The organism is Ideonella sp. B508-1 (genome assembly GCF_000333615.1).
In the GTDB taxonomy this organism is placed as follows: Bacteria; Pseudomonadota; Gammaproteobacteria; order Burkholderiales; family Burkholderiaceae_C; genus Ideonella.
Window position 1 is genome coordinate 1 of the sequence record NZ_BADL01000003.1, and the last position, 23,491, is coordinate 23,491.

The 23,491-nt window shown below is 71.0% G+C and carries 18 protein-coding genes and 2 pseudogenes; 12 read left to right on the forward strand and 8 right to left on the reverse strand.

Annotated elements, in window-relative coordinates; translation table 11 throughout:
* The first annotated feature begins 178 nt into the window (after positions 1–178).
* The 5 genes from I73_RS30565 to I73_RS25070 all read left to right on the forward strand — a co-directional run bounded on the left by I73_RS30565 (position 179) and on the right by I73_RS25070 (position 4,987).
* Entirely contained in the window at positions 179–799 is a 621-nt protein-coding gene (locus I73_RS30565; RefSeq protein WP_022978764.1) for a chalcone isomerase family protein, read from the forward strand.
* A 138-nt stretch (positions 800–937) separates the two neighbouring features.
* Positions 938–1,765: an HDOD domain-containing protein gene (locus tag I73_RS00150; RefSeq protein WP_022978765.1), complete on the forward strand. Its 828-nt coding sequence runs from the start codon at positions 938–940 to the stop codon at positions 1,763–1,765.
* A 72-nt stretch (positions 1,766–1,837) separates the two neighbouring features.
* Positions 1,838–2,509, forward strand: coding sequence for a response regulator transcription factor (locus tag I73_RS00155; protein ID WP_026096126.1), 672 nt, complete (start codon positions 1,838–1,840; stop codon positions 2,507–2,509).
* Entirely contained in the window at positions 2,506–3,903 is a 1,398-nt protein-coding gene (locus I73_RS00160; protein ID WP_022978767.1) for a sensor histidine kinase, read from the forward strand. Before I73_RS00155 ends, I73_RS00160 begins: the two co-directional genes overlap by 4 nt.
* A gap of 70 nt (positions 3,904–3,973) precedes the next feature.
* On the forward strand, positions 3,974–4,987 hold the full coding sequence (locus tag I73_RS25070; RefSeq protein ID WP_022978768.1) for an AEC family transporter: 1,014 nt from the start codon (positions 3,974–3,976) through the stop codon (positions 4,985–4,987).
* On the opposite strand, the gene I73_RS00170 is transcribed toward I73_RS25070, so the two are convergent.
* Both I73_RS00170 and I73_RS00175 read right to left on the reverse strand, forming a co-directional pair.
* Positions 4,962–6,548 carry an amidase gene (locus I73_RS00170; protein ID WP_022978769.1) on the reverse strand — a complete coding sequence of 529 codons (1,587 nt, stop codon included), beginning with the start codon at positions 6,546–6,548 and terminating at the stop codon, positions 4,962–4,964. The genes I73_RS25070 and I73_RS00170 overlap by 26 nt on opposite strands.
* A 59-nt stretch (positions 6,549–6,607) precedes the next feature.
* Positions 6,608–7,030: an Lrp/AsnC family transcriptional regulator gene (locus tag I73_RS00175; RefSeq protein WP_022978770.1), complete on the reverse strand. Its 423-nt coding sequence runs from the start codon at positions 7,028–7,030 to the stop codon at positions 6,608–6,610.
* Positions 7,031–7,162: 132 nt separating this feature from the next.
* Here I73_RS00175 and I73_RS00180 point away from each other — a divergent pair, with 132 nt between their 5' ends.
* Positions 7,163–8,236: an ornithine cyclodeaminase gene (locus I73_RS00180; protein WP_022978771.1), complete on the forward strand. Its 1,074-nt coding sequence runs from the start codon at positions 7,163–7,165 to the stop codon at positions 8,234–8,236.
* 16 nt (positions 8,237–8,252) lie between these two features.
* Here the strand turns inward: I73_RS00180 and I73_RS31205 are convergent.
* Positions 8,253–9,058, reverse strand: a pseudogene (locus I73_RS31205) (carbon-nitrogen hydrolase family protein).
* 46 nt (positions 9,059–9,104) lie between these two features.
* Positions 9,105–13,226, reverse strand: a complete 4,122-nt coding sequence (locus I73_RS25075) for a YhdP family protein (protein ID WP_083876473.1) — start codon at positions 13,224–13,226, stop codon at positions 9,105–9,107.
* A gap of 109 nt (positions 13,227–13,335) precedes the next feature.
* On the opposite strand from I73_RS25075, the gene glnE reads away from it, so the two are divergent.
* Genes glnE through I73_RS25085 form a run of 3 tightly spaced genes read left to right on the forward strand, consistent with a single transcriptional unit; the run spans position 13,336 to position 17,619 of the window.
* The gene (glnE, locus tag I73_RS00200; RefSeq protein ID WP_026096127.1) at positions 13,336–16,071 is read left to right on the forward strand and encodes a bifunctional [glutamate--ammonia ligase]-adenylyl-L-tyrosine phosphorylase/[glutamate--ammonia-ligase] adenylyltransferase; all 2,736 of its coding nucleotides are present in this window, start codon (positions 13,336–13,338) and stop codon (positions 16,069–16,071) included.
* A gap of 13 nt (positions 16,072–16,084) precedes the next feature.
* Complete coding sequence (locus I73_RS30570; RefSeq protein ID WP_148289632.1) at positions 16,085–16,705, forward strand: hypothetical protein; 621 nt, start codon at positions 16,085–16,087, stop codon at positions 16,703–16,705.
* Positions 16,702–17,619, forward strand: coding sequence for a DMT family transporter (locus I73_RS25085; protein WP_022978777.1), 918 nt, complete (start codon positions 16,702–16,704; stop codon positions 17,617–17,619). Before I73_RS30570 ends, I73_RS25085 begins: the two co-directional genes overlap by 4 nt.
* On the opposite strand, the gene I73_RS00215 is transcribed toward I73_RS25085, so the two are convergent.
* From I73_RS00215 to corA, 3 genes and pseudogenes are all read right to left on the reverse strand, one after another.
* Positions 17,620–18,483 (reverse strand): ferritin, encoded by an 864-nt coding sequence (locus tag I73_RS00215; RefSeq protein ID WP_022978778.1) that lies wholly within the window; start codon positions 18,481–18,483, stop codon positions 17,620–17,622.
* Positions 18,484–18,830: 347 nt separating this feature from the next.
* Positions 18,831–19,541 (reverse strand): HAD family hydrolase, encoded by a 711-nt coding sequence (locus I73_RS33575; RefSeq protein ID WP_026096128.1) that lies wholly within the window; start codon positions 19,539–19,541, stop codon positions 18,831–18,833.
* Positions 19,538–20,513: pseudogene (gene corA, locus I73_RS33580) on the reverse strand (magnesium/cobalt transporter CorA). The gene I73_RS33575 and the pseudogene corA overlap by 4 nt, the downstream one beginning before the upstream one ends.
* Before the next feature lie 438 nt (positions 20,514–20,951).
* Here corA and hpf point away from each other — a divergent pair.
* The 3 genes from hpf to hprK all read left to right on the forward strand — a co-directional run bounded on the left by hpf (position 20,952) and on the right by hprK (position 22,987).
* Positions 20,952–21,293 carry a ribosome hibernation-promoting factor, HPF/YfiA family gene (hpf, locus tag I73_RS00230; protein WP_022978780.1) on the forward strand — a complete coding sequence of 114 codons (342 nt, stop codon included), beginning with the start codon at positions 20,952–20,954 and terminating at the stop codon, positions 21,291–21,293.
* 247 nt (positions 21,294–21,540) lie between these two features.
* Positions 21,541–22,011 (forward strand): PTS sugar transporter subunit IIA, encoded by a 471-nt coding sequence (locus I73_RS00235; protein ID WP_022978781.1) that lies wholly within the window; start codon positions 21,541–21,543, stop codon positions 22,009–22,011.
* Between the two features lie 13 nt (positions 22,012–22,024).
* Complete coding sequence (gene hprK, locus I73_RS00240) at positions 22,025–22,987, forward strand: HPr(Ser) kinase/phosphatase (RefSeq protein WP_022978782.1); 963 nt, start codon at positions 22,025–22,027, stop codon at positions 22,985–22,987.
* On the opposite strand, the gene fur is transcribed toward hprK, so the two are convergent.
* Positions 22,938–23,420 (reverse strand): ferric iron uptake transcriptional regulator, encoded by a 483-nt coding sequence (gene fur / locus I73_RS25095; protein ID WP_022978783.1) that lies wholly within the window; start codon positions 23,418–23,420, stop codon positions 22,938–22,940. The genes hprK and fur overlap by 50 nt on opposite strands.
* Positions 23,421–23,491: the final 71 nt, after the last annotated feature.

Below are 23,491 nucleotides of genomic sequence, written 5' to 3' on the forward strand. Positions count from 1 at the left end.
CGCAGACCACAGACACGGGAAACAGGGACAAGGACATGTGGGCGCTTCTGTACAGTTCACGGCAAGTTGCTCACATTACCGTGAGCGAAGCAGGCATGTCTTCGAGAAAAGCCCTGTTTTGTCGGCAACTTGCCACAGCCTTGTGTCCAGATCTCTCACTTTCCCCTGCCATTGCCCCATGCCCACCTCCCGCCGTGACGCGCTGCTGCTGATGTTGTCCGCCTCGGCGGGGCTGCCCGCCTGGGCCCAGAGCCAGGGCGCAGCCCCGGCGGGCGCCCCCGTGGAGGTCGAGGGTTTCAAGTTCGACCCCACCTTCCCCTTGGGCGGCAAGCCGCTGCTGCTCAACGGAGCGGCGGTGTCCTTCATCCTTTCCGTGCGCACCACGGTGGTGGCCCTGTACCTGCAGCGCAAGCACAGCACGGTGGAGGGCGCACTGGCCGAGCCCGGCCCCAAGCGCCTGTGCTTCTACAGCCTGCGCGACATCTCGGCCAAGGACCTCTCCAACACCTTCATCGACCGGCTGCGCAAGAACGCCACCTCGGACGAGATCGCCGGCAATTTCATCCAGATCGCCCAGTTCGGTTCGGCCTTCAGCAACCGCAGCAAGCTGATGAAGGGTGACTTCGTGACCCTGGACTACACGCCGGCGAACAACCTCACCGAGATGACGCTCAACGGCCAGCACATCGGCGAGACGATGGCGGGCGAGCCCTTCTTCCGCATGCTGATGAAAATCTGGATGGGCGCACGGGTGCGCGAATCCACCCGCGAGGGCCTGGTCGGCCAGGCCGCCGGCTGAGGGCCGTCCGGCGCGACAGAAGTCACACCCGGGGCATGGCCGCGGAAAACAGGGGCGATGGGCGCGGTTTTCAAGGCTCACGGAAAGGGGACGTCCGACGATGATGCGACATCGCCCGTTCCATCCGCCGGAGTTCCCGTGTCGCTCACCGATCCCTACGTCAAGAAGGCCACCTCGCTGCCGGCCATGCCCGAGGTGGCCTGCCAGCTGATGGACACCTTCGGCCGGGAAGATCTCTCCCTGGGCGAACTCTCCGGCCTGATCGGTCGCGACCAGGCCCTGGCCGCCCGGGTGCTGCGCTACGCCAACTCGGCCCACACCGCCCCGCGCCGCGAGGTGGACAACCTGCACGACGCCGCCGCGCTGCTGGGCCTGCGGGCCCTGCGCGAGCTGACCCTGTCGGTCAGCGTGATGGGGGCCTTTCCCCATCTGGAGGGTTTCGACCGCCTGGCCTTCTGGCGCGGCACCCTGGCCGTGGCCAGCTATGCCCAGGCCATCGCCCCCCGGCTGGACGTGGACCCCGCAGTGGCCTACCTGGGTGGCCTGATGCTGCGCACCGGCCAGATCCTGATGGCCATGGTGGACCCGGCCGGCGCCGCCGAGGTCAGCCGCCACGCGCTGGCCCCCGACAGCCGCATCGACTTCGAGTCCGGCATCCTGGGCTGCGCCCACCCCGAGATCACCGCCGAGCTGGCCCGCCACTGGCGCTTTCCGACCGTGCTGATCACCGCTTTCGGCGCCGCGGTGGACCCGCTGGGCTCGCGACCCTTCTCGCGCCTGGGCGCGGTGCTGCGCCTGGCCAGCGTGATCGCCGACCACCGCGCACTGGACATCGACCCCGCCGAGGGCCTGCGGCAGACCCAGGAAGCCTTGATCACCCATCTGGACCTGGATCCGGAAGACCTGGCCAGCGACCTGCCCGACCACCGGCTGGCCATGGCCGGCGCAGACGCGCTGATGCATTGACCCCCCGAGGAGGACAGCTTGCCGCAAGCTAGGACCCTGGGTTTGAGCGACGCTCCCGCTATGCTGGCGCCCATGCGAATTCTCCTGGTCGAAGACGACGAATGGCTGGCCGAGTCCACCGCCCGTGCCCTGCGCACGCAGGGCTGGGAGGTCGACTGCTCCGCCCGTGGTGAGCCCGTGCCCCTGTCGATCGCCCAGGACCCCTACGATCTGCTGATCCTGGACATCGGCCTGGCGGGCATCGACGGCTTCGAAACCCTGCGCCGGGTGCGGGCCCAGGGCAGCCAGCTGCCGGTGCTGTTCCTGACCGCGCGGGACGCCATCGAGGACCGGGTGCGTGGTCTGGAGAGCGGTGGGGACGACTACCTGGTCAAGCCCTTCTCGCTCAATGAGCTGATCGCCCGCGCCCGCGCCCTGGTGCGCCGCAGCCGCACCCGCCTGGGCAACGGCCTGCAACTGGGCACCCTGCGCATGGACCTGGAGGCCCGCCGGGCCTACATCGGCGATGCGCCGCTGTCCCTGTCCGCCCGCGAATGGGAAGTGCTGGGCTTTCTGCTGGCCCGCGCCGACAAGGTGGTGGCCAAGGACCAACTGGCCCAGGCCAGCGTCGGCTGGGAACAGGGCGTGTCCGACAACGCCATCGAGGTCTGCATCTCCCGCCTGCGGGCCAAGATCGAGCCGGCCGGGCTGCGCCTGCGCACCTTGCGCGGCCTGGGTTACCTGCTGGAAGAGGCCCTTCCGTGACGTCGGCGGCCCGGCCGCCGCGCAGTCTGAAGTGGCGTCTGGCGCTGTGGCTGGTGGTGCCGGTGCTGGCCATCACCCCCTTGCTGGGACTGGGCCTGTACCGCCTGCTGCACGGCACGGCCATGGACTGGCTGGACGAATCCCTGGGGGACACCGCCCTGTCGCTGGTGCCCCTGATCCACGTCCAGGACGGCCGGCTGTTCATGGACGTCTCCCCGGCCACCGACCAGGCCCTGCGCTTCGATCGCCAGGACCGCGTGTTCTATCTCGCGCTGGCGCCGGGCGACCAGCCACTGCAGGGCGATGCCTCGCTGCGCGCCCTGGCCCGGGCCGATGCGCCGCTGGACGCCGGCGGCTGGCACTTCTCAACCCGCATGCTCGACGGCGAGCCGGTGCGGCTCGCCCACCTCGGCGCCCGCTGCGGCACCGGCCCAGCGGCGTGCCAAATTTTCGTGGCCGAGACGCTGCACAAGCGCGACAGCCTGCAGCGCCAGCTGCTGATGGCCACGGGTCTGGTGATGCTGATGCTCTGCGTCCTGCTGATGCTGGCGGGCTGGGGCGTCATCTGGCAAGGCCTGCAACCGGTGCAGCGCCTGGGCCAGGAAGTGGAGCGCCGCGACCTGGACCGCCTGGACCCGCTGGACACCGCCGTGCCCGCCGAGCTCAGCCCGCTGATCGCGGCCTTCAACCGCCTGTTCACCCGCCTGAGCCAGGCAGCCGCCACCCAACGGGAATTCCTGGCCAACGCCGCCCACCAGCTGCGCACCCCGCTGACGGCTCTGCGCACCGAAATCGACCTGGCGCTGCTGGAACCCCACGATCCCCAGCTCACCCCCCTGCTGCAACGCCTGCAGCGGGCGGTGGACCGCAGCGCCCGGCTGGCCCACCAGATGCTGGCCCTGGCCCGCGCCGAGGCGGAGACCGTCCAATCCCCCCAGCCCCTGGACCTGCGGGCCGTGGTCACCCAGGTGGCCCAGGACTGGGTGACGCGCCTGCCGGGCGGCCCCTCGGAGCCCGAGCTGGATTTCGAGCTGCAGCCCGCGCCGGTGCGCGGTCAGGCCTTTCTGCTGCGCGAGCTGCTGGAAAACCTGCTGCACAACTGTGCCTGCTATGCCGGTGAGCACCCGCAGGTCACCGTGCGCACCGGCAGCGAAGGCAACCGGGCCTGGCTGGAGGTGGAAGACGACGGTCCGGGCATTCCCCCGGCCGAGCGGGACGCCGCCCTGCAGCGCTTCCAGCGCGGCACCCAGGCCCGCGGCACCGGCAGCGGCCTGGGCCTGGCCATCGCCCACGACATCGCCCGCCGGCATGGCGGCCAGCTGACCCTGCTGGATGCGCGCCAGGGTCCGGGCCTGCGGGTGCGCGTGACGCTGCCGCGGCTGAGCCCCGGGTAAGCCCCCAGCCCCGAGCGTCACGGGCTTGAACGCAGCGGGTGATACTGGCGCGCCAGCCCCCTGCCCCGCCGTGAGCGCCATCCTCTCCGTCACCACGCCCTTCTTCGCCCTGATCCTGCTGGGCTGGTGGGCCGCCCGCCGCCAGCTGCTGCCGGCCCAGGCGGTGCCGGGGCTCAACAGCTTCGTGCTGTACTTCGCCCTGCCGGCCCTGCTGCTGCGCTTTGGCTGGCGCACCCCGGTGGCCACGCTGTTCGACCCGCTGCTGCTGGGCCTGTACCTGGTGGTGGGCCTGGCGGTGGTCGGCCTGAGCGTGGCCTGGGCCCGGGCGCGCGGCGTGCCCGGCGCGGACGCCGCCTTCGGCGCCCTGGTGGCCGCCTTTCCGAACAGCGGCTTCATGGGCGTGCCCCTGCTGGTGGCCCTGCTGGGGCCGGCCGCCGCCGGGCCGGTCATCTGCACCGTGCTGGCCGACATGATCGTCACCAGCTCGGTCTGCGTGGCGCTGTCCCAGGCCCTGGGCGGCCATGGCGACCACGCCCGCGCCGCCGTGCTGCGCTCGCTGCGCGGCGCCCTGTCCAACCCCCTGCCCTGGGCCATCGGCCTCGGGGCGCTGATCGGGGCGCTGGGCCTGCAGCTGCCCGCGCCAGTGACCGGCATCGTCAACCTGCTGGCCGACGCGGCCAGCCCGGTGGCGCTGTTCACCATCGGCGCGGTGCTCTGGCGCGCCACCCCGCACACCGGCGCCCATGGCCAGGCGCTGGGGCCGCACCGGCTGGCCCGGGTGGTGGCGCCCTTCCGCCCGGTGCTGCCGGAGGTGCTGCTCAAGCTCGCGCTGCATCCGGCCGGGGTCTGGGCCGGCGGCCGGGCCCTGCAGGCGGCCGGCCTGCCGCTGGGCGACGCCGCCCTGCTGGCCCTGACCCTGACCGCCGCCCTGCCCAGCGCCAGCAACGTGGCCCTGCTGACCGAGCGCTACGGCGCGGACACCGCCCGCGTGGCCCGCATCATCCTGGCCAGCACGCTGCTGGCCTTTGCCAGCTTCAGCGGCCTGGCCCGCTGGCTGGTCACAGCGGCACCGTCCGCGGGGTGAAGGCCGGCGCCTGACGGGCCTGGCTGACCTGCTCGAAATGCAGGCCCAGGCTGAGCAGCTTCCATTCGCTCCAGGCCGGCCCGACGAAGGACAGGCCCAGCGGCAGACCGCGCACCAGGCCGGCCGGTACCGTCAGGTGCGGGTAGCCCGCCACCGCCGGCAGGGTGGAGAAGCTGGACCCGTAGTGGTCGCTGGCGATCGGGTCGATCAGCCAGGCCAGGCCGCCGGTGGGCGCCACCAGGGCGTCGAGCCGGTGGGCCTGGAACGCCTTGTCCAGCCCTTCGTCGCGCGACTGCCGGCGGCACAGGGCCAGGGCCTCGCGGTAGGCTGGTGTGTCCAGCCCGCCCAGGGCCTGGGCCTGGGTGAACAGCTCCTGGCCGAACCAGGCCATCTCGCGGTCGCGGTGGGCCTCGTTGAAGGCGATCACGTCGGCCAGGTTCTTCACCGGCGCCTGTGGCGCGAAGGTGGCCAGCCACTGCGCCAGGTCGTGCTTGAGCTCGTAGAGCATCACGGCCAGCTCGGCGTCATTGAAGGCCGGCGAGGGCTGCGGCAGGTCCACCGGGTCGATCACCTCGGCGCCCTGGGCCTTGAGCAGGGCGATCATCTTGTCCACCAGGGCATCGGCCTCGTCGAAGCCGGTGAAGAAGGCCCGCGCCACGCCCAGGCGGGCCCCACGCAGGGCCTGGCGCTGGAACATGCCCTCGCCCGGCCGGGGCGGGGGGACCTGGGTGGTGGCCGCGTCCTGCGCGTCGGGGCCGGACAGGGCCAGGTAGAGCAGGGCCGCATCGGCCACGCTGCGGGTCATGGGCCCGGCGGTGTCCTGGCTGTGGGCGATGGGGATGATGCCGTCGCGGCTGATGCGCCCCACCGTGGGCTTGAGCCCCACCAGGCCGCAGATGGAGGCCGGCGAGACGATGGAGCCGTCCGTCTCGGTGCCCACGCCCAGCGGCGCCAGGCCCGCCGCGATGGCCGCGCCGGTGCCCGCGCTGGAGCCGCTGGTGCTGCGGTCCAGCGCATAGGGATTGCGGGTCAGGCCGCCGCGGCCGCTCCAGCCACTGGTGGACCGGGTGGAGCGGATGTTGGCCCACTCGCTGAGGTTGGTCTTGCCCAGGATGACGGCGCCGGCCTCGCGCAGGCGCTGGACCAGGTGGGCGTCGCGCGCGGCCCGCACGCCGTCCAGCGCCAGCGAGCCAGCGCTGGTGCTCATGCGGTCGCCGGTGGCGATGTTGTCCTTGAGCAGCACCGGCAGGCCGTGCAGCGGGCCGTGCAGGGTGTTGCGGGCCCGCTCGGCGTCCAGCGCGCGGGCGATGTCCAGGGCCTCGGGGTTGAGCTCGATGATGCTGTTGAGCTGCGGCCCCTGGCGGTCGAGGGCCTCGATGCGCTGCAGACAGTCCTGCACCAGGTCCTCGCTGCGCAGCCGCCCGGCCACCAACTGGGCCGCCAGGGCGGTGGCCGGGCTCTGGCCCTCCGACGCCAACGCCGGCACCGCGGCCGGTGCGGTGCCGGCTGCGGCCAGGCCAAAGGTGGAGGCAGAAGACAGCAGCAGGGTGCGACGTTGCATGGTCGGCTCCGACAGGGGATGCGGGTGTGGCCGTTCTTATACCCGGCCGGCCGCCGCCGTCACAGCTTGTGGGTGGACAGCAGCAGGCTGGTTTCCGTGTGGGCGATGCCCTCGATCTGGCGGATGCGGCCCAGCACCCGGTCGAAGGCCTCCAGGCTGTCGGCGCGCAGCTCGGCCACCATGTCCCAGCGGCCGTTGGTGGTGTGCAGGGTGGCCACCGCCGGGTCGCCGCGCAGCGCGCGCAGCACCGCGTCGGCCCGGTTGCCCTCCACCGCGATGGTCATCCAGGCGGCGATGCGCTGGCTGTCGGTCTGGGGTTTCAGGCGCACCGTGTAGCCGGTGATGGTGCCGGCCGCTTCCAGCCGGGCCAGGCGGTTCTGCACCGTGCCGCGCGCCACGCCCAGGGCTTTGGCCAGCGCCGCCACCGGCGTGCGGGCGTTGGCCCGCAGCAGCGCGATCAGTTCCCGGTCAATGTCGTCCATCGTGGCCCCGTCGATTGAACACATCGCCAATCTAGTCTGGCAATGCGCTCAGAACCATCGGGCAATCCGCCAGTGTGCTGGCTTCACTCTGGCGCCGGCCCTCCGCAGAATCGGTGGCAGGAGACAACACCCATGGTGAACTACATCGGCGTATCGGACATCCAGCAACTGGTCCGCGAGATCGGCGCCGCCGACTTCCTGGCCCAGCTGGCCGACACCATCGAAGACGACTACCGGCGCTGGGACCAGTTCGAGAAATCGGCCCGCGTGGCCAGCCACTCGGCCCAGGGCGTGATCGAACTGATGCCCGCCAGCGATGGCGCGCTGTACGGCTTCAAGTACGTCAACGGCCACCCCAAGAACACGGCGGCCGGCCTGCTGACCGTCACCGCCTTCGGCGTGCTGGCCGAGGTGTCCACCGGCTACCCGCTGCTGCTGTCGGAGCTGACAGTGACCACCGCGCTGCGCACCGCGGCCATGTCGGCCCTGGCCGCCCGCCACCTGGCGCGGCCGGACAGCCGGGTGATGGCCCTGATCGGCAACGGCGCACAGAGCGAGTTCCAGGCCCTGGCCTTCCACCGCCTGACCGGCGTGCGCGCACTGCGCCTCTTCGACACCGACCCGCGCGCCACCGCCAAGCTGGTGCAGAACCTGCTCGCCCTGCCCGGCCTGGCCGACCTGCAGCTGCAGGTCTGCGCCAGCACGGCCGAGGCGGTGCAAGGCGCCGACATCGTGACCACGGTGACGGCCGACAAGCGCCAGGCCGTGGTGCTGACGCCCGAGATGATCCGCCCGGGCATGCACCTGAACGCGGTGGGCGGCGACTGCCCGGGCAAGACCGAGCTGGCGCGCGACATCCTGCTGCGGCCGGACCTGAGGATCGTCGTCGAGTACGAGCCGCAGACCCGGCTGGAGGGCGAGATCCAGCAGCTGCCGGCCGACCACCCGGTGACCGCCTTCGCCGATGTGGTGCGCCACCGCGCGCCCGGGCGGGAGCGGCCCGATCAGGTCACGCTGTTCGACTCGGTGGGTTTCGCGCTGGAGGACTTCTCCGCCCTGCGCCTGCTGCACACGCTGCTGCAGGCCCAGCGCAACGGCGTGCGCCAGATCGACCTGGTGCCCACGCTGGACGACCCCAAGGACCTGTTCGGCGGCACGCTGGGCCGCGCCGCGGCGGGCCCGACGCGGCTGCGCCGGGTGGCCTGAGCGCCGAAGCTGGCGCTCAGCAATCCAGCGTGCGGTGGCGCAGCGCCGGCAACTGGGTGCGCACCGCGTCGCGCCGGGGGACCGAGAGCTCGCCCGCCACCACCCCTTCGCCCTCGGCTGCAGGGCCATCACCTCGCCCCAGGGGTCGATGACCATGCTGTGGCCCCAGGTGCGGCGGCCGTTCTCGTGCAGCCCGCCCTGGCCGATGGCCAGCACATGGCATTGGTTTTCCACCGCGCGGGCGCGCAGCAGCAGCTCCCAGTGGGCCTGGCCGGTGGTGTAGGTGAAGGCAGCGGGCACCACCAGCAGGTCGCAGGGGGGCGTCATCAGGGCCCGGTACAGCTCCGGGAAACGCAGGTCGTAGCAGACCGACAGGCCCACGCGATGGCCCTCGGCCTCGAAGGCCACCGGCGTGTCGCCGGCCTCCAGCACCCGTGCCTCGTCATAGGCCTCGCGGCCGTTGTCGAAGGAGAACAAGTGGATCTTGTCGTAGCGGGCCACGCGGGCGCCATCGGGCCCCCAGACGCAGCAGGCGTTGCGCACCCGCCCCGGCGTGGCGGCGCGGATGGGCAGGGTGCCGCCGATCAGCCACAGGCCGTGGCGGCGCGCCAAGGCGGACAGGGCGTCCTGGATCGGCCCCTGGCCATCGGCCTCGGCGATGGCCAGCTTGTCCTCGTCGCGCCGGCCCATCAGGCAGAAGTACTCGGGCAGGGCCACCAGGCGGACGCCCGCATGGGCGGCCTCGCCCACCAGGCGGGCGGCGGTGGCCAGGTTGTGCTCCACGTCGGGCGTGGAGACCATTTGCAGGGCAGCGATCTTCATGCCGAGAGCATAGCCTGGGGCCCGCGCGGGCGCATCGGCCCAGCCCTCAGCCCCCGCGCGTGCGGGGCGAGGACGCGGCGCCGGAGGCGGGCAGGGTCGGCTCGGGCAGCGGTGAGGCATCGGCCTGGCGTGGCACCGGCACCAAGGTGGGGGCGTCCCAGCTGCCGCCGACGCGGAACTCGCGCGTGCCCGCCTCGGCCAGCGGCTTGCTCAGCACGTACTGGGCCAGGAAGGCGCCCAGGCCGATGACCGGGTTGATCGCGGCATAGGCCAGCGAGGCGGTGCCGGCGCTGATCTCGGGCACCACCACCATGCGCAGGTCCTGGGTCTCGTGACGCAGGTCGGTCTGCCCGTCCATCAGCACCACCGCCTGCACACCGCGGATGCGCAGGTTGTTGGTGCTGGCGATGCCGTCGGACAGCAGCACGTCGGCACTGACGTTGTCGAAGGCGAAGCCGGCGTCGAACACATCACGGAAGTCCAGCAGGAAGCGGCGCGGCAGGGCCTGCAGGCTCAGCACGCCCAGCAGGCGGCCGGCGCCCGGGTTGACCTTGAGGAACTGGCCGGACTCCAGCGCCAGCTGCATGTGGCCGGTCATGCCGGCCCAGTCGGGCGAGAGCGGCGAACCGTTCCAGGCCAGCTCGCCGGTCACCTGGCCCTTGGCCCCCTTGACCACCCGCCCCATGCCCAGGTGCTCCAGCAGGTTGCCACCGTCCTGCACGTCCAGCTTGAAGTTCAGCGCCATGCGCCGGCGCGGGCCAGGCGCCCACTGTCCGCTGCCGGTGAGCCGTGCGTCCGGGCCGGTCATGGCCAGGCGCGACAGGCGCCAGTCCTGGCCCCCTTCGCCGCGGTAGCTGGCCTGCACCTCCAGCTTGCCCAGCTGGCGCCCCTTCAGCTCGAAGTTGTCCACCACGATGTCCAGCGCGGGCACGCCGTCGCTGGCCTGGTCAAGCAGGCTGTCGACCTGGTCGACCTCGGCCTCGGGCACCACCAGCCGCCCCAGCCGGGCCATCAGACGGCCCGAGGCCGGCTCGCCGGCCGTGGCCGGGCGGTAGTCGATCCGGCCCTGGATCTGGCGCGCGTTCAGTTCGGCCAGCCAGTGCGCGCCATCGCCCTGCACGCGGCGCTGGACCTGGGCCTGCACCGCGTCCAGCCGACGCCCGTCCAGGCTCAGGGAATGGGCCTTGAGGCTCAGGTCGGTGGGCAGGTAGCCCTGGCGGCTGCCGGCCCCCGCCCCCGCCCCGCCCAGGCCCAGGTCGGCCCCCAGGGCGTGCCAGGCATCCACGTCCACGTCGCCCAGCTGCAGCGCGGCCTGCACCGTGCCCGCGGTGGCCGCGGGCAGCGGCGCCCCGAGGGCCAGCGCCCCCTTTAGCACCTGGGCTTGCGCGCCCGAGAGATCGCGCTGGTATTCGGCCACCGCCAGGTTGCCCAGCTCCACGCGCAGGGTGTCGCGCTCGGGCTGGCCGGCCACCGGCTCGGCCAACCGCGTCTGGTAGCGCAGCGGCAGGGCGGCCTCGGCGGTCTTGGCCAGCGGCGCCGGCAGGGTGCTGGCCAGGCCGGTGAGCGGGCTGGTCAGCAGCATCTCGGTCTGGCCCCGGCGCACCGTCAGGTCCAGCTGGTAGGGCGTCTGCCCGCTCAGGCGCTGGGCCAGGCGGGACACCGGCCCGAACTCCGGGGCCTGGCGCAGGCCCTCGGCCGTGGCCACGCCCTGGCTCTGGAAGCGCAGGCTGCCGTCCGGCTGCAGGCTGCCCGAGAGGCTGGTCTCGCCGCCCAGCACGCGGGCGCTGCCGCTGGCCAGGCTGAAGCTGCGGTCGCTGAACTGGATCTGGGCCCGCGTGCCGGCCAGCAGCGGCATGTCGGGGGCCATGCGCACATCGTTGCCGCTCAGGGCCAGTTGCCCCTTGACGGTGGTCTTGTCGGTGTCTTCGAGCGGGATGTTGAGCGCCAGCTTCAGGTCCATGGCGCCGGTGCCGCTGGCCTGGCGCAGGGCGCCGTCGGTCAGGCGGTCCACCGGCGAGCTGGCCACGTAGCGCAGCCCGTCGGCCAGGGGGCCGCGCACATTGCCGGCAATGGTGAGCACCGGGTGGGAGAGGAGGTCGGCGATCTCGCCGTTGACGCCCTGCAGCGTGAGTCCGTACAGCCGCGCCTGGGCATTGCGGATGCGCATGCGGGCGCGGTCGAACAGCAGCTCGCCATGCAGCTGCTCGAAGGCCGGCCATTCGGGCGTGGCCCCGGCCTGCGCAGGTGGCACATAGGCCAGGGTCACGCCCTGCAGCTGGGCGCCGATGCGGAACTCGCCGGTCCCGGCCCGCGGGTAGGGGAAGTCCCAGAGGTCGCCCTGGGTGCGGAACTGCAGCTGGCGGACCTCGCCGGCCAGCACCGCCTGGCGCACGTAATCGCGCGCGTCGTGGCCGATGCCCAGGGGCAGGTAGCGCACCACCTGGGGCGCGGCCACCTGGTTGATGCGGCCCGTCATGTCCAGCCAGCCCGGGAAGCGCCGGCCGCTGCCCTGCCCGGGCTGGGCTCCGCTGTGCCAGCGGGCCTGCAGCTCGCCCTGCAGATCGGGGTTGGCGTAGCGGGCCTCGCGCACCAGCAGCTCGATGTCGGGCTCCTGACCCGGACGGGGCCGCACCTGCCAGACCAGCTTGGCCGAAAGCCGGTCCATCGGCACCTCGGGCTGCTCGAAGACACCCGGGAAGCTCAGCGCCCCGTCATGCACCGAGAGCTGGCCCTCGCCGCCGGATTCGTTGGCGTCCAGCGTGAGCTCGGCGCCGCGCCAGCCCGGCCGGGCCGGCTCGTCCGGGTGGGCCGGATCCACCTCGCCAGGCTGCAGGGACAGTCCGGTGGCCTTGGCCTGCACCCGGTAGTGCTCGGGTCGGGCCAGCGGCCCGCTCCAGCTGGCCACCAGGCCCTGGACCTGGCCTTCCGGCCGGGTGTGGACCAAGCCCTGGCGCAGCCCGTCCGGCAAAGGCAGACGCTCGGCGATGTGGGCCATCAGGGCCAGGTCCAGCCGGTCGGCGCGGAACTCGCCCCCCGTCACCGGAGCCTCGGGCGCGGACGGGCCACCGGAGGCGCCGATCACCTGGGCCTGGCGCCAACCCAGCGTGAACTGGCTGGCCGGCCAGCGCTGGCCATCCTCGGTGACGAAGCCCAGGCCCTGGGCGCTGATGCGCACCCCGTCGCGCTGGCGCTGCACCTGCAGCCGCCCCTCCAGCCGGCTGAGCGACAGGGGCTCGAGCGTGCGGTCCAGCCGCAGTTGCACCGCGTCCAGACCCAGATCCACCGCCCCGCCGCGCCAGTCACCCCGTTCCACATCCAGCCAGGCCCGCAGCGCACCGCTGCCGGCCTTGAGCTCGAAGGGCAGGCTGACGTAGCGCTGCAGCGTGTCCACGTCGGCATGCGGCAGGTCGGCGTACAGCGTGCCGGACCAGCGCGGCCAGTCGCCCGGGCGGGCCAGCAGCGGCTGGGTGAAGCGCCCGCGCAGGCTGAAGCGCTGCCCCCACTCGGCCGGCGGGGTGGCGTCCAGGCGCAGATCATGGTGGCGCAGGCCGTTGCGCATCACCAGGTCCACGCCGTCCAGGCTCAGCGGCGGAGCGCCGCGCTGTTCGTCTAACCAGCGCAGCTGGCCGCCGCGGATCACGAACTCGGGCTGGGCGAAGAACCAGTCGGCGGCCCGGTGGTCGTCGGCGCCGGTGGGCTGGCTGAGGTCCAGCCCGCCGACGTAGACATGGCCCCGCGCATCGCGGCGGATGTCCAGGCGCGCGCCCTCGACATAGACCTGGGACAGGCGCAGCGACCAGCTCAGCAGCGAGCGCAGCGACAGCGCAGCGTCCACCCGCGGCAGGCGCAGGGCCTCGCGGCCTTGCGGATCGAGCAGCACCACGTCACGCGCCTGCACGGTGGGCACCCAGTGCGAGGAACCGGCGCTGAGCTGGCCCAGGCGCACGGTCAGCCCCAGCGAGCGCGAGAGCCGCTGCTCGAGGTCAGGGCGCCAGTCGGACAGGTGCGGCAGAATCCCCCAGTGCAGGATCAGCCATCCCAAAAGCAATAAGCTCCATGCGCAGATCAGCAGCAGCGACACCGCACGGAAGGCACCGCGTGACAGGGATACGAGCACAGGACGGCGAGGCTGGGGCACTCGCCCGGTTTCGGGGAACATCAAAGGCATGGATCGACGGTCCGGCGTGCGCCGCACCGATCCTGCTGGACAAGGTGCTCCGCAACAGGGTCGCACGCCTGTCGCGACAGCAATCTAGCACACCGATCCTGGCGGTCTGATGAGTGCCTTACAACCTGTGACGCCGCCCTGCCGCGCCGAAGCGGCCCACAGCCGGTTCGTGCAGCGCATCCGCCGGCGCTATGCCGACGAGCTGCCGCTGCTGCCCGCGGGCGTGCCGGACCGCGCTGCCATCCTGGCGCTGATCGACAAACTGGCGACGCGCGGACGCGCCCTGCCCAGCGCGCTGCGGGTGGCCCGGCAGCTGGTGGTCGAGCGCCTGGTGGCGTTGGACGTGGAGCAGCGCGCGCCGCTGGAACACGTCACCGGCACCATGACCGCGCTGGCCGAGGCCACGCTGGAGCGCGCCCTGACCGCGGCCCGCAGCGAGGCGGCCGAGCGCCACGGCCTGCCGCGCAACGAGGCCGGCGAGGTCATCGACTTCTGGATCGTAGGCATGGGCAAGCTCGGCGCCCGCGAGCTCAATGTCTCCTCGGACATCGACCTGATCTACGTCTACGAGGACGACGGCGAGACCGACGGCGCGGTGCCCATCTCGGCCCACGAGTACTTCGCCCTGGTGGCCAAGAAGCTCTACACCCTGATCGGCGACGTCACCGACGACGGTTTCGTCTTCCGGGTGGACCTGGCCCTGCGCCCGAATGGCAACTCCGGCCCCTCGGTCGTCAGCCTGGCCATGCTGGAGGAGTACTTCTTCGTCCAGGGCCGCGAATGGGAGCGCTTCGCCTGGCTCAAGAGCCGGGTCGTGGCGCCGCTGGACAGCGTGGCCAGCGGCCGGCCGCTGGCCCTGCGCGCCCTGGTCACGCCCTTCGTCTATCGCAAGTACCTGGACTACGGCGTCTTCGAAGGCCTGCGCCAGCTGCACCGCAAGATCCGCGAAGAGGCCCAGCGCCGCGCCGCCGGCCGGCCCGAGCGGGCCAACGACGTCAAGCTCTCGCGCGGGGGCATCCGCGAGATCGAGTTCATCGTCCAGCTGCTGCAGGTGGTGCGCGGCGGCCAGTACCCGGAGATCCGCACCCGCGCCACGCTCAAGGGCCTGCAGAAGCTGGCCGCCGGCGGGCTGATGAAGCCCGAGACGGCCCAGGCCCTGGCCAAGGCCTACGTCTTCCTGCGCCAGGTGGAGCACCGCATCCAGTACCTGGACGACCAGCAGACCCATCTGCTGCCCACCACCGATGCCGACCTGGGCTGGATCGCCGGCAGCCTGTGCCTGGTGTGCACGGCCGACGCCTGCGAGCTGCTGGACCGGCTGTGCGAGGTGCGCGAGCTGGTGGCCACCGAGTTCGACGCCCTGCTACAGAACAGCCAGGGCGGCGGCGCGACCTGCCGCGGCAAGGGCTGCGGCGTGCCACTGCCCATCGACAGCGAACGGCTGTGGGAAAAGCTGCCACCCGCGCTGCTGCCGCGGGTGAAGGCCCTGGCGGCCCACCCGAGGATGCAGAGCCTGCGCGAGGAAAGCCGGCTGCGCCTGGGCAAACTGGTGCTGCGGGCCGCCCATGGCGCCAGCGAGGGCCTGTGCACGCAGCAGGCGGTCGAGCATTTCATCGACTGGCTGGAACCCCTGCTGCGCCGCGAAAGCTACCTGGCCCTGCTGGTGGAGCGGCCCAATGTGCAGCAGCGCCTGATGCGCCTGCTGGGTCTGGCCCGCTGGCCGATGCGCTACCTCATGCAGCACCCCGCGGTGATCGACGAACTGGCCGACGAACGCCAGATCGCCGAGCGCTTCGACCGCGCGGCCTTCACCAGCGACCTGGACGAGCGCCACACCGCCTGGGTGCGGGCCGGTGAGGCTGACGAAGGCGAGCTGCTGGACACCCTGCGCCGCGCCCACCACGCCGAGACCTTCCGCACCCTGGTGCGCGACGTGGAGCAGCGCATCACCATCGAGCAGGCCAGCGACGACCTCTCGGCCCTGGCCGACGCCATCGTGGACTGCTGCATCCGCTGGGCCTGGGCCCACCTGAAGCAGCGCCACCGCGACGAGCCGCAGTTCGCGGTGATCGCCTACGGCAAGCTGGGCGGGCTGGAGCTGGGCTACGGCAGCGATCTGGACGTGGTCTTCCTCTACGACGACGATGCCGAGCCCGATGCCGACCGCGCGCAGGAGGTCTACGCCGCCTTCGTGCGCAAGCTGATCGCCTGGCTGACCCTGCGCACCGCCGCCGGCGAGCTGTTCGAGATCGACACCGCGCTGCGCCCCAACGGCGGCGCTGGCCTGCTGGTGACCTCGGCCGCCGCCTTCGACAAATACCAGCGTGGCCGCGGCAGCAACACCGCCTGGACCTGGGAACACCAGGCCATCACCCGGGCCCGCTGGTGCGCCGGCAGCCAGCACCTGGCCGAGCGCTTCGAGGCCACGCGGCGCGCGGTCATCAGCGCCGAGCGTGATGCGCAGGCCCTGCAGGGCGAGGTGACGGCCATGCGCGAGAAGGTGCGCGCGGCCCACCCCGAGCGGGGCGGGCTGTTCGACGTCAAGCACAGCGCCGGCGGCATGATGGACGTGGAGTTTTGCGTGCAGTACCTGGTGCTGGCCCACAGCGGCCGCCACCCCGAGCTGCAGGACAACGCCGGCAACATCGCGCTGCTGCAGCGGGCCGAGGCCGCCGGCCTGCTGCCCGCCGGGGTGGGCCATGCGGCGGCCGATGCCTACCGCGAGCTTCGCCGGGCCCAGCACCGGGCCCGCCTGAACGAGCAGGCCACCCAGTTCCCGCCCGAGCAGCTGGCCACCGAGCGCGCCGCCGTGCTGGCCCTCTGGCAGGCCGTGTTCGGCCGCTGAGGGCTCGGCGCGCGTGGGGTTGCACCGCCATCGCCTCCTGCTCCGCCTGAGCTGGCCGCTGTTCGCGGTCGGCCTGGCTCTGTTCGCCCTGGCCCTGCAAGCCGGCAGCAGCGCCTGGCCCGACCCGCGCTGGGACTGGCAGCCGGCCCTGGCCTTCGCCCAGCCCTGGCGCTGGTGGACCGCCGCGGGCGCCCACTGGAGCCCCCAGCACCTGCAGATGAACCTGGCGGGCTGCGCCCTGCTGGCCTGGCTGGGCTGGCGGGCCGGCCTGGGCCCGCGCGCCACCGGGGCCTGGGCCCTGGCCTGGCCGCTGACCCAGCTGGGCCTGCTGCTGCAGCCCGGCCTAGCGCATTACGCCGGCCTTTCGGGCGTGCTGCATGCCGGCATCGCGGTGCTGGATGTCTGGCTGCTGCAGGGGCCGGCGCGTGACCGGCGCCTGGGTCTGGCCCTGGCCGCCGGCCTGGTCCTCAAGCTGCTGTCCGAACATGCCTGGACCGGCCCGGCCCACGCCGTGGCCGGCTGGGATTTCCCGCTGGCGCCGCTCTCGCACGTGAGCGGCACCCTGGTCGGCTGGCTGTGCGGCGCCCTGCTGCTGCGCCGTCACCGCCACCGGCCCCCTTTCTCCACACGATGACCGACCGACACCTGCACCTCGACCGCCTGGCGGTCCTCTGCCTCGTGGGCTGCTCCGCCGTCTGGGGCCTGAACCAGGCCGCCGTGAAGGTGGCGCTGTCCGACTTCCCGCCGCTGGCCCAGGCCGGCCTGCGTTCGCTGGGCGCGGCCCTGCTGCTGGCCCTGTGGGCGCGCTGGCGCCGGCTGCCCGTGGCCCCCACGCGGGAGACGCTGTGGCCCAGCCTGCTGACGGGGCTGCTGTTCGCCGCCGAGTTCGGCGTCTACTTCTCGGGCCTGCAGTACACCAGCGCCTCACGCATGGTGGTGTTCGTCTACCTCTCGCCCTTCGTGGTGGCCCTGGGCATGCCGCTGATCGCCCCGGGCGAGCGCCTGGGCCGTGCGCAGATGGCCGGCCTGCTGCTGGCCTTTGCCGGCGTGGCCGGCGCCTTCAGCGAAAGCGGCCATGGCGGCCCGCACCAGCTGCTGGGCGACGCGATGGGCGTGCTGGGCGCGGTGCTGTGGGGCGGCACCACGCTGGCCATCCGGGCCACCGCGCTGTCACGCGCCAGCGCCGAACAGACGCTGATGAGCCAGCTGGCGGTCTCGGCGGTGGCGCTGCTGGCGGCCTCGGCCTGGAGGGGCGAGGCCTGGCCGGCGCAGATCCACGCGCTGTCCTGGGCCGCCCTGGGCTTCCAGACGGTGATCGTCACCTTTGCCAGCTACCTGTTGTGGTTCTGGCTGATGCGGCACTACCCGGCCACCAAGATCTCGGCCTTCACCCTGCTCACACCGGTGTTCGGCCTGCTGGCGGGGGTGCTGCTGCTGGGCGAGCCGGCCACGCCGCGCATCCTGCTGGCACTGGCGGCGGTGGCCATCGGCATCGCGCTGGTGAGCCGACCGGCGCCGGCCGCACCGTCGTCGTCGGCCCCGTCCTGATCAGGCCGGCTTGACCTGGCCGGCCGTCACGGCCGCCAGCTTCTGGGTGACTTCCTTGCGGAAACGGTTGAGTTCCTGTACCGAGGCGAAGCTGCGCTCCATCAACAGACTCATGTTGTGCAGGATGCGCTCGACCACCTTGTTCTCCCACACGGCGTCGAACTGGATCTGCTGGTCCAGCCAGTGCTCCAGCCAGTCCGGGTTGGGCAGGCGGCTCTGCACGGTGTCGCGCGGGAAGAGCTTCTCGTTGACGTGCAGGTTGGTGGGGTGCAGGGCCTGGGCGGTGCGGCGGGCGCTGGCCATCAGCACGCCCACCTTGGCAAAGGCCGCGCGGGCCTCGTCACCGAACTTGTTCATCGCGCGCTTCATGTAGCGCAGGTAGGCGCCGCCATGGCGGGCCTCGTCCTTGGACAGGGTCTCGTAGATGGCCTTGATCACCGGCTCGGTGTGCCATTCGGCGGCCCGGCGGTACCAGTGGTTCAGGCGGATCTCGCCGCAGAAGTGCAGCATCAGGGTTTCCAGCGCGGGCGCCGGGTCGAACTCGAAGCGCACCTCGTGCAGCTCTTCCTCGGTGGGCACCAGGTCCGGACGGAAGCGGCGCAGGTACTCCATCAGCACCAGCGAGTGCTTCTGTTCCTCGAAGAACCAGACGCTCATGAAGGCCGAGAAGTCGGAGTCGTCCTGGTTGTCGCGCAGGAACATCTCGGTGGCCGGCAGGGCCGCCCACTCGGTGATGGCGTTCATCTTGATCGTCTGGGCCTGCTCCTCGCTGAGCAGACTGGCATCGAAGCGGTCCCAGGGGATGTCCGTGGCCATGTTCCAGCGAACAGCTTCCAGCTGCTTGAACAGTTCGGGGAACAACATCGGGGCAATCTCCTCGTTTCTTGATGCGGATCAGGGACAGGGGCGACAGTGTCTCATGCCGCGTTTACACAGAGAAATGCAAGGGCGTGGAACTTTCCCGGGGAACGGTCCTCAGACCTGACGTGGGTTGGGTTGTGGCGCTTCGGCGCCCGCCCCGGTTCCGGTGCAGTGGTGCCCGGAGCCGTCTTCTTAAAGCCGCGCAGCCTGTCGGGTCTTCCCGGCTGTTGCCTGGAGTGCCTCTCCTCCTCCCTCCCTGTTGCACTCAGGCGCTGCGCGGCTTTCTTCTTTTCTGCCCGCATTCCCCCCAACATTCGCCTTCCGCACCGATCGGTGCGGCTTTGCCGTGTTCAGCGCGGCAAGGCGTCCAGTGCGTCGGCCAGGGCGGTCAGATCGGCCACCACCCGCCAGGGGCGGGCTTGCGCGCCCGCGGGTGGCTGAGCCGCCGCCTGCCGGCAGACCCAGGCGCTGGGCAGGCCGGCCGCGTGGGCGCCCTCGATGTCCAGGGCCCAGTCGTCGCCGATGTGCAGCACCTCGTGCGGGGCGCAGCCCAGTTGCGCACAGGCCGCATGGAAGAAGGCGGCGTGGGGCTTGCCCAGGCCGAAGCTGCGTGCGCCCAGCGTGCCCACGAAATGCGCGCCCAGGCCGATGCGGGCCAGATCGGCGTTGCCATTGGTCAGCGCCAGCACCGGAAAGGCCGCCGACAGCCGCGCCAGGGCCTCGGCCACGTCGGGAAACAGATCCACACGCTGACGGTGGTCCATGAACAGCGCGAAGGCGGGCTCGGCCAGCGCCGGGTCTTCGCCGCTGTGGGCCAGGGCCCGGGCGATGCTGGTCTGGCGCAGCCAGCTCAGGTCATGGGCCTGCTCGGGATGCTCGCGCCCCACGGCCTCGCGCACGGCCCGCAGGGCCGCGGTGTCGAAGGCGGCCGCCGTGGCCGGTGCATGGGCCTTCAGCCAGTCGTGCAGCACCGCCTCGGCTCGCTCGATGGCCGGCCAGACCGGCCAGAGCGTGTCATCCAGGTCCAGCGTGAGGGCGCGGGGGCGGCGGGTCAGGCTCACCGCATCCAACCCTTGCGCCGGAAGTACAGCAGCGGCGCAGCCACCGAGGCCACCATCAGCACCAGGGCGAAGGGATAGCCCCAGGGCTGCTGCAGCTCGGGCATGTGCTTGGAAATTCATGCCGTAGATGCTGGCGATCAGCGTGGGCGGCAGCAGGGCCACCGAGGCCACGGAGAAGATCTTGATGATCTTGTTCTGGTTGATGTTGATGAAGCCGACGGTGGCGTCCATCAGGAAGTTGATCTTGTCGAACAGGAAGGCGGTGTGGCTGTCCAGCGAGTCGATGTCGCGCAGGATCTGCCGCGCCTCTTCGAACTGCTCGGCATTGAGCATGCGGCTGCGCATCATGAAGCTCACCGCGCGGCGGGTGTCCATCACGTTGCGTCGGATGCGGCCGTTCAGGTCCTCCTCCTTGGCGATGGCGGTCAGGGCCAGGCCAGCGGCGGCATCGTCCACGTCCTGCTTGAGGACGCGGGCCGAGACCTGCTCCAGCGCGTCGTAGATGCCTTCCAGCGCATCGGCGGAGTATTCCGCGTCGGCGTCATAGAGCTTGAGCAGCACATCCTTGGCGTCTTCGATCAGGGCCGGGATGCGGCGCGCGCGCAGACGCAGCAGGCGGAACACCGGCAGGTCCTCGGCATGGACCGAGAACAGCACGTTGTTGTGCAGGATGAAGGCCACCCGCACGTTGCGCGGCGTGACGTCGTCGTCGATCAGGAAGTCCGAGCGAATGTGCAGCTCGCCGTTGTCTTCCTCGTAGAAACGGGCCGATTCCTCCAGGTCATCGTCGACGATGTTGCCCGGGATGTGCAGGCCGAAGCGACCCGCGATCCAGCCGATCTCCTCGGCCGTGGGGTCTTCCAGGTCGACCCAGATGGGCTGGACATCGACCAGGTCGGCCGCGGAATCGATTTCTTCTTGCAGCAGACGGCCACTCAGGCGGCCCTTGTCCAGGGTGAAGACATTGAGCATGGGGACTTCCAGCATCGGCCGGCCCCAGGGGCGAAGAGGGGCTGGCGATTGAAACAGCGGGCGGGGGCGGGGTCAGACCGTCTCGCCCCACCGGCACGCAAGGTGCCGCATGCGCCTATCGGCTGCTGGAGCGGACGGTCACCGAGGGTGAGGTGTGTCCAAAGGGTGCTCTTCTTTCAAGAAATGCAAGGCTGGGAACCGACAACGCAGGGCCTGATTCCGAAGAAGACAGGGTGTCCCCGGCGGTGGCAGCCAGAGGTCTGTGCAGTCGTGCACGCAATCGAGAAGTCTAACCGGGGTTTCCCATGCTGACCATGCTTGTCAAAGCATGGGCCGATGGGCACACTGGGTCGAACCGATGGCGTCATCGAGGCGTCATCGGCCCTGCAGAGCCAGCCTCTGCGTCTCTGAGCAATCCCGTCCCGAAAGGAGCCCTCGATGAACCTGACGATCAGTGGACATCATCTGGAGGTCACCCCCGCGCTGCGCGAGTACGTGCGTACCAAGCTGGACCGCATCACGCGTCACTTCGACCAAGTCGTCGATGTCAATGTGCTGCTGATGGTGGAGAACCTGAAGGAAAAGTCCCGACGCCAGAAGGCAGAAATCACTCTCCACGTGAAGGGCAGGGATATTTTCGTGGAGCAGTCCCACGAGGACCTGTACGCCGCGATCGACCAGCTGGTCGACAAGTTGGACCGGCAGGTGTGCCGGCACAAGGACCGCATCCGTGACTATCAGCACGAACCGGCTCGCCGTCAGGCGGCCAATTTGATGTGAGCCCGCCCTCACTTCCCTGAACCAGCGGCCCTGCGGGGCCGTTTTGCTTTTCAGAAGGTTGTTGCTGCGACGCAGCAGCTGTGCGACAACCGGTGGCCTCCCCCGTGCGTTCAAGTATCAACGGGAGCGGCCGATTTCTATAATCCGCTCCCTTGTGCGTGCAGATGACGGATGTCGGGCACGCGTGGACTGGCCTGTTGCGTGCGCTTGAGGCGCCCGAATCTCACTCGTTGTCGGAGATCCTTCCATGAACCGCCTTGCCGCCATCCTGCCCGCCGCCAATGTGCTGGTGGGTGTGGAAGCCACCAGCAAAAAGCGCGCGTTCGAGCACGCCGGTCTGCTGTTCGAGAACCAGCACGCGATCGCCCGCGCGACCGTGACCGACAACCTGTTCGCTCGCGAGCGCCTGGGGTCCACCGGCCTGGGCCACGGCGTGGCCGTGCCCCACGGCCGGGTCAAGGGCCTGAAAAACCCGCTGGCCGCGGTCATCCGCGTGCAGCAGCCCATCCCCTTCGACGCCCCGGACGAAGAGCCGGTCGGCCTGCTGATCTTCCTGCTGGTGCCCGAAGCGGCCACGCAGCGCCATCTGGAGATCCTCTCGGAGATCGCCGAGCTGCTGTCGGACCGCGACATGCGCGAGAAGCTGCGCACGGCCGAGAGTGCCGCCGACGTGCATGAGCTGATCCAGCGCTGGGAACCGCTGAAGTCGGTCGCCTGAGCACGCGGGCCCCATGAAGGCCATCTCCATCAGCGCCGAGGCGCTGTTCGAGGAACACCAGCCCACCCTGCGCTGGGAGTGGATCGCCGGCCATGCCCACCCGGAGCGCCGCTTCGACGAGGCGGCCATGCGCGAAGCCCATTCCGCCGCCGACCTGGTGGGCTACCTGAACTACATCCACCCCTACCGGGTGCAGCTGGTGGGCACGCGCGAGGTGGCCTACCTCACCGCCAATGTCGGCCCGGACGTGGTGGAGCGCCGCATCCAGCGCATCGTCACCCTGGAGCCGCCGGTCATCATCGTGGCCGACGGCCAGCATCCGCCGGACCGCCTGGTGGCCCTGTGCGACCGCGCCGAGATCCCGCTCTTCGTGACCGAGCAGCCGGCCGGCTATGTGATCGACGTGGTGCGGGCCTCACTGAGCCAGCGCCTGGCCGAGCGCACCACCCGCCATGGCGTCTTCATGGACATCCTGGGCCTGGGCGTGCTGCTGACCGGCGAATCCGGCCTGGGCAAGAGCGAACTGGGTCTGGAGCTGATCTCACGCGGCCACGGCCTGGTGGCCGATGACGCGGTGGATCTGTACCGCATCTCGCAGAACACGCTGGAAGGCCGCTGCCCCGAGCTGCTGATGAACCTGCTGGAGGTGCGCGGCATCGGCCTGCTGGACATCAAGGCCATCTTTGGCGAGACCGCCGTGCGGCGCAAGATGCGCCTGAAGCTCATCGTCCACCTGGTGCGCAAGGAGACGCTGGAGCGGGAGTTCGAGCGCCTGCCCTACGAGCCCCTGCACGAGACCATCCTGGGCGTGCCGGTGCTCAAAGCGGTCATCGCGGTGGACGCCGGCCGCAACCTGGCGGTGCTGGTGGAGGCGGCCGTGCGCAACACCATCCTCCAGCTGCGCGGCATCGACACCTACAAGGAGTTCATTGCCCGTCATCAGGCGGCAATGGGTGCCCAGTCGCCGGATGCTTGACGGCCGCGCTGCGGTGCTCGCACTGCGGCTTCACGCAGTTGGCATACAGCGCCAATGCATGGTCCTGCAGCTGAAAGCCATGCTGCTGGGCGATGGCCCGCTGGCGTGATTCGATCTCGGGATCGAAGAATTCCTCCACCCGGCCGCAGGTCAGGCAGACCAGATGGTCGTGGTGGCGCCCCTCGTTGAGCTCGAAGACGGACTTGCCCGATTCGAAGTGGCTGCGCTCCAGGATGCCGGCCTGCTCGAACTGCATCAGCACGCGGTAAACGGTGGCCAGGCCGATGTCCGACCCCTCGGCCATCAGGGCCTTGAACACATCCTCGGCCGTCATGTGCCGCTGCTGGGCCTTCTGGAAGATTTCGAGGATGCGGATGCGCGGCAGCGTGGCCTTCAGGCCGCTGCTCTTGAGTTCGTCTACGTGGCTGGTCATGGTGTCTCCTGGCCCCAGGACTGGGCCGGCGGGACCGCTAGAATCGGCGCATCATAGCCAGCCCCGGCGCT

Excerpts from the sequence above, each read along its gene's own strand:
- I73_RS00155 (WP_026096126.1), top strand. The coding sequence starts at position 1,838 with ATGCGAATTCTCCTGGTCGAAGACGACGAATGGCTGGCCGAGTCCACC.
- I73_RS00170 (WP_022978769.1), bottom strand. The coding sequence starts at position 6,548 with ATGCAACGTCGCACCCTGCTGCTGTCTTCTGCCTCCACCTTTGGCCTG.
- I73_RS00180 (WP_022978771.1), top strand. The coding sequence starts at position 7,163 with ATGGTGAACTACATCGGCGTATCGGACATCCAGCAACTGGTCCGCGAG.
- glnE (WP_026096127.1), top strand. The coding sequence starts at position 13,336 with ATGAGTGCCTTACAACCTGTGACGCCGCCCTGCCGCGCCGAAGCGGCC.
- I73_RS25085 (WP_022978777.1), top strand. The coding sequence starts at position 16,702 with ATGACCGACCGACACCTGCACCTCGACCGCCTGGCGGTCCTCTGCCTC.
- I73_RS25075 (WP_083876473.1), bottom strand. The coding sequence starts at position 13,226 with ATGCCTTTGATGTTCCCCGAAACCGGGCGAGTGCCCCAGCCTCGCCGT.
- I73_RS30565 (WP_022978764.1), top strand. The coding sequence starts at position 179 with ATGCCCACCTCCCGCCGTGACGCGCTGCTGCTGATGTTGTCCGCCTCG.
- fur (WP_022978783.1), bottom strand. The coding sequence starts at position 23,420 with ATGACCAGCCACGTAGACGAACTCAAGAGCAGCGGCCTGAAGGCCACG.
- I73_RS00215 (WP_022978778.1), bottom strand. The coding sequence starts at position 18,483 with ATGTTGTTCCCCGAACTGTTCAAGCAGCTGGAAGCTGTTCGCTGGAAC.
- I73_RS00235 (WP_022978781.1), top strand. The coding sequence starts at position 21,541 with ATGAACCGCCTTGCCGCCATCCTGCCCGCCGCCAATGTGCTGGTGGGT.
- hprK (WP_022978782.1), top strand. The coding sequence starts at position 22,025 with ATGAAGGCCATCTCCATCAGCGCCGAGGCGCTGTTCGAGGAACACCAG.
- hpf (WP_022978780.1), top strand. The coding sequence starts at position 20,952 with ATGAACCTGACGATCAGTGGACATCATCTGGAGGTCACCCCCGCGCTG.
- I73_RS00175 (WP_022978770.1), bottom strand. The coding sequence starts at position 7,030 with ATGGACGACATTGACCGGGAACTGATCGCGCTGCTGCGGGCCAACGCC.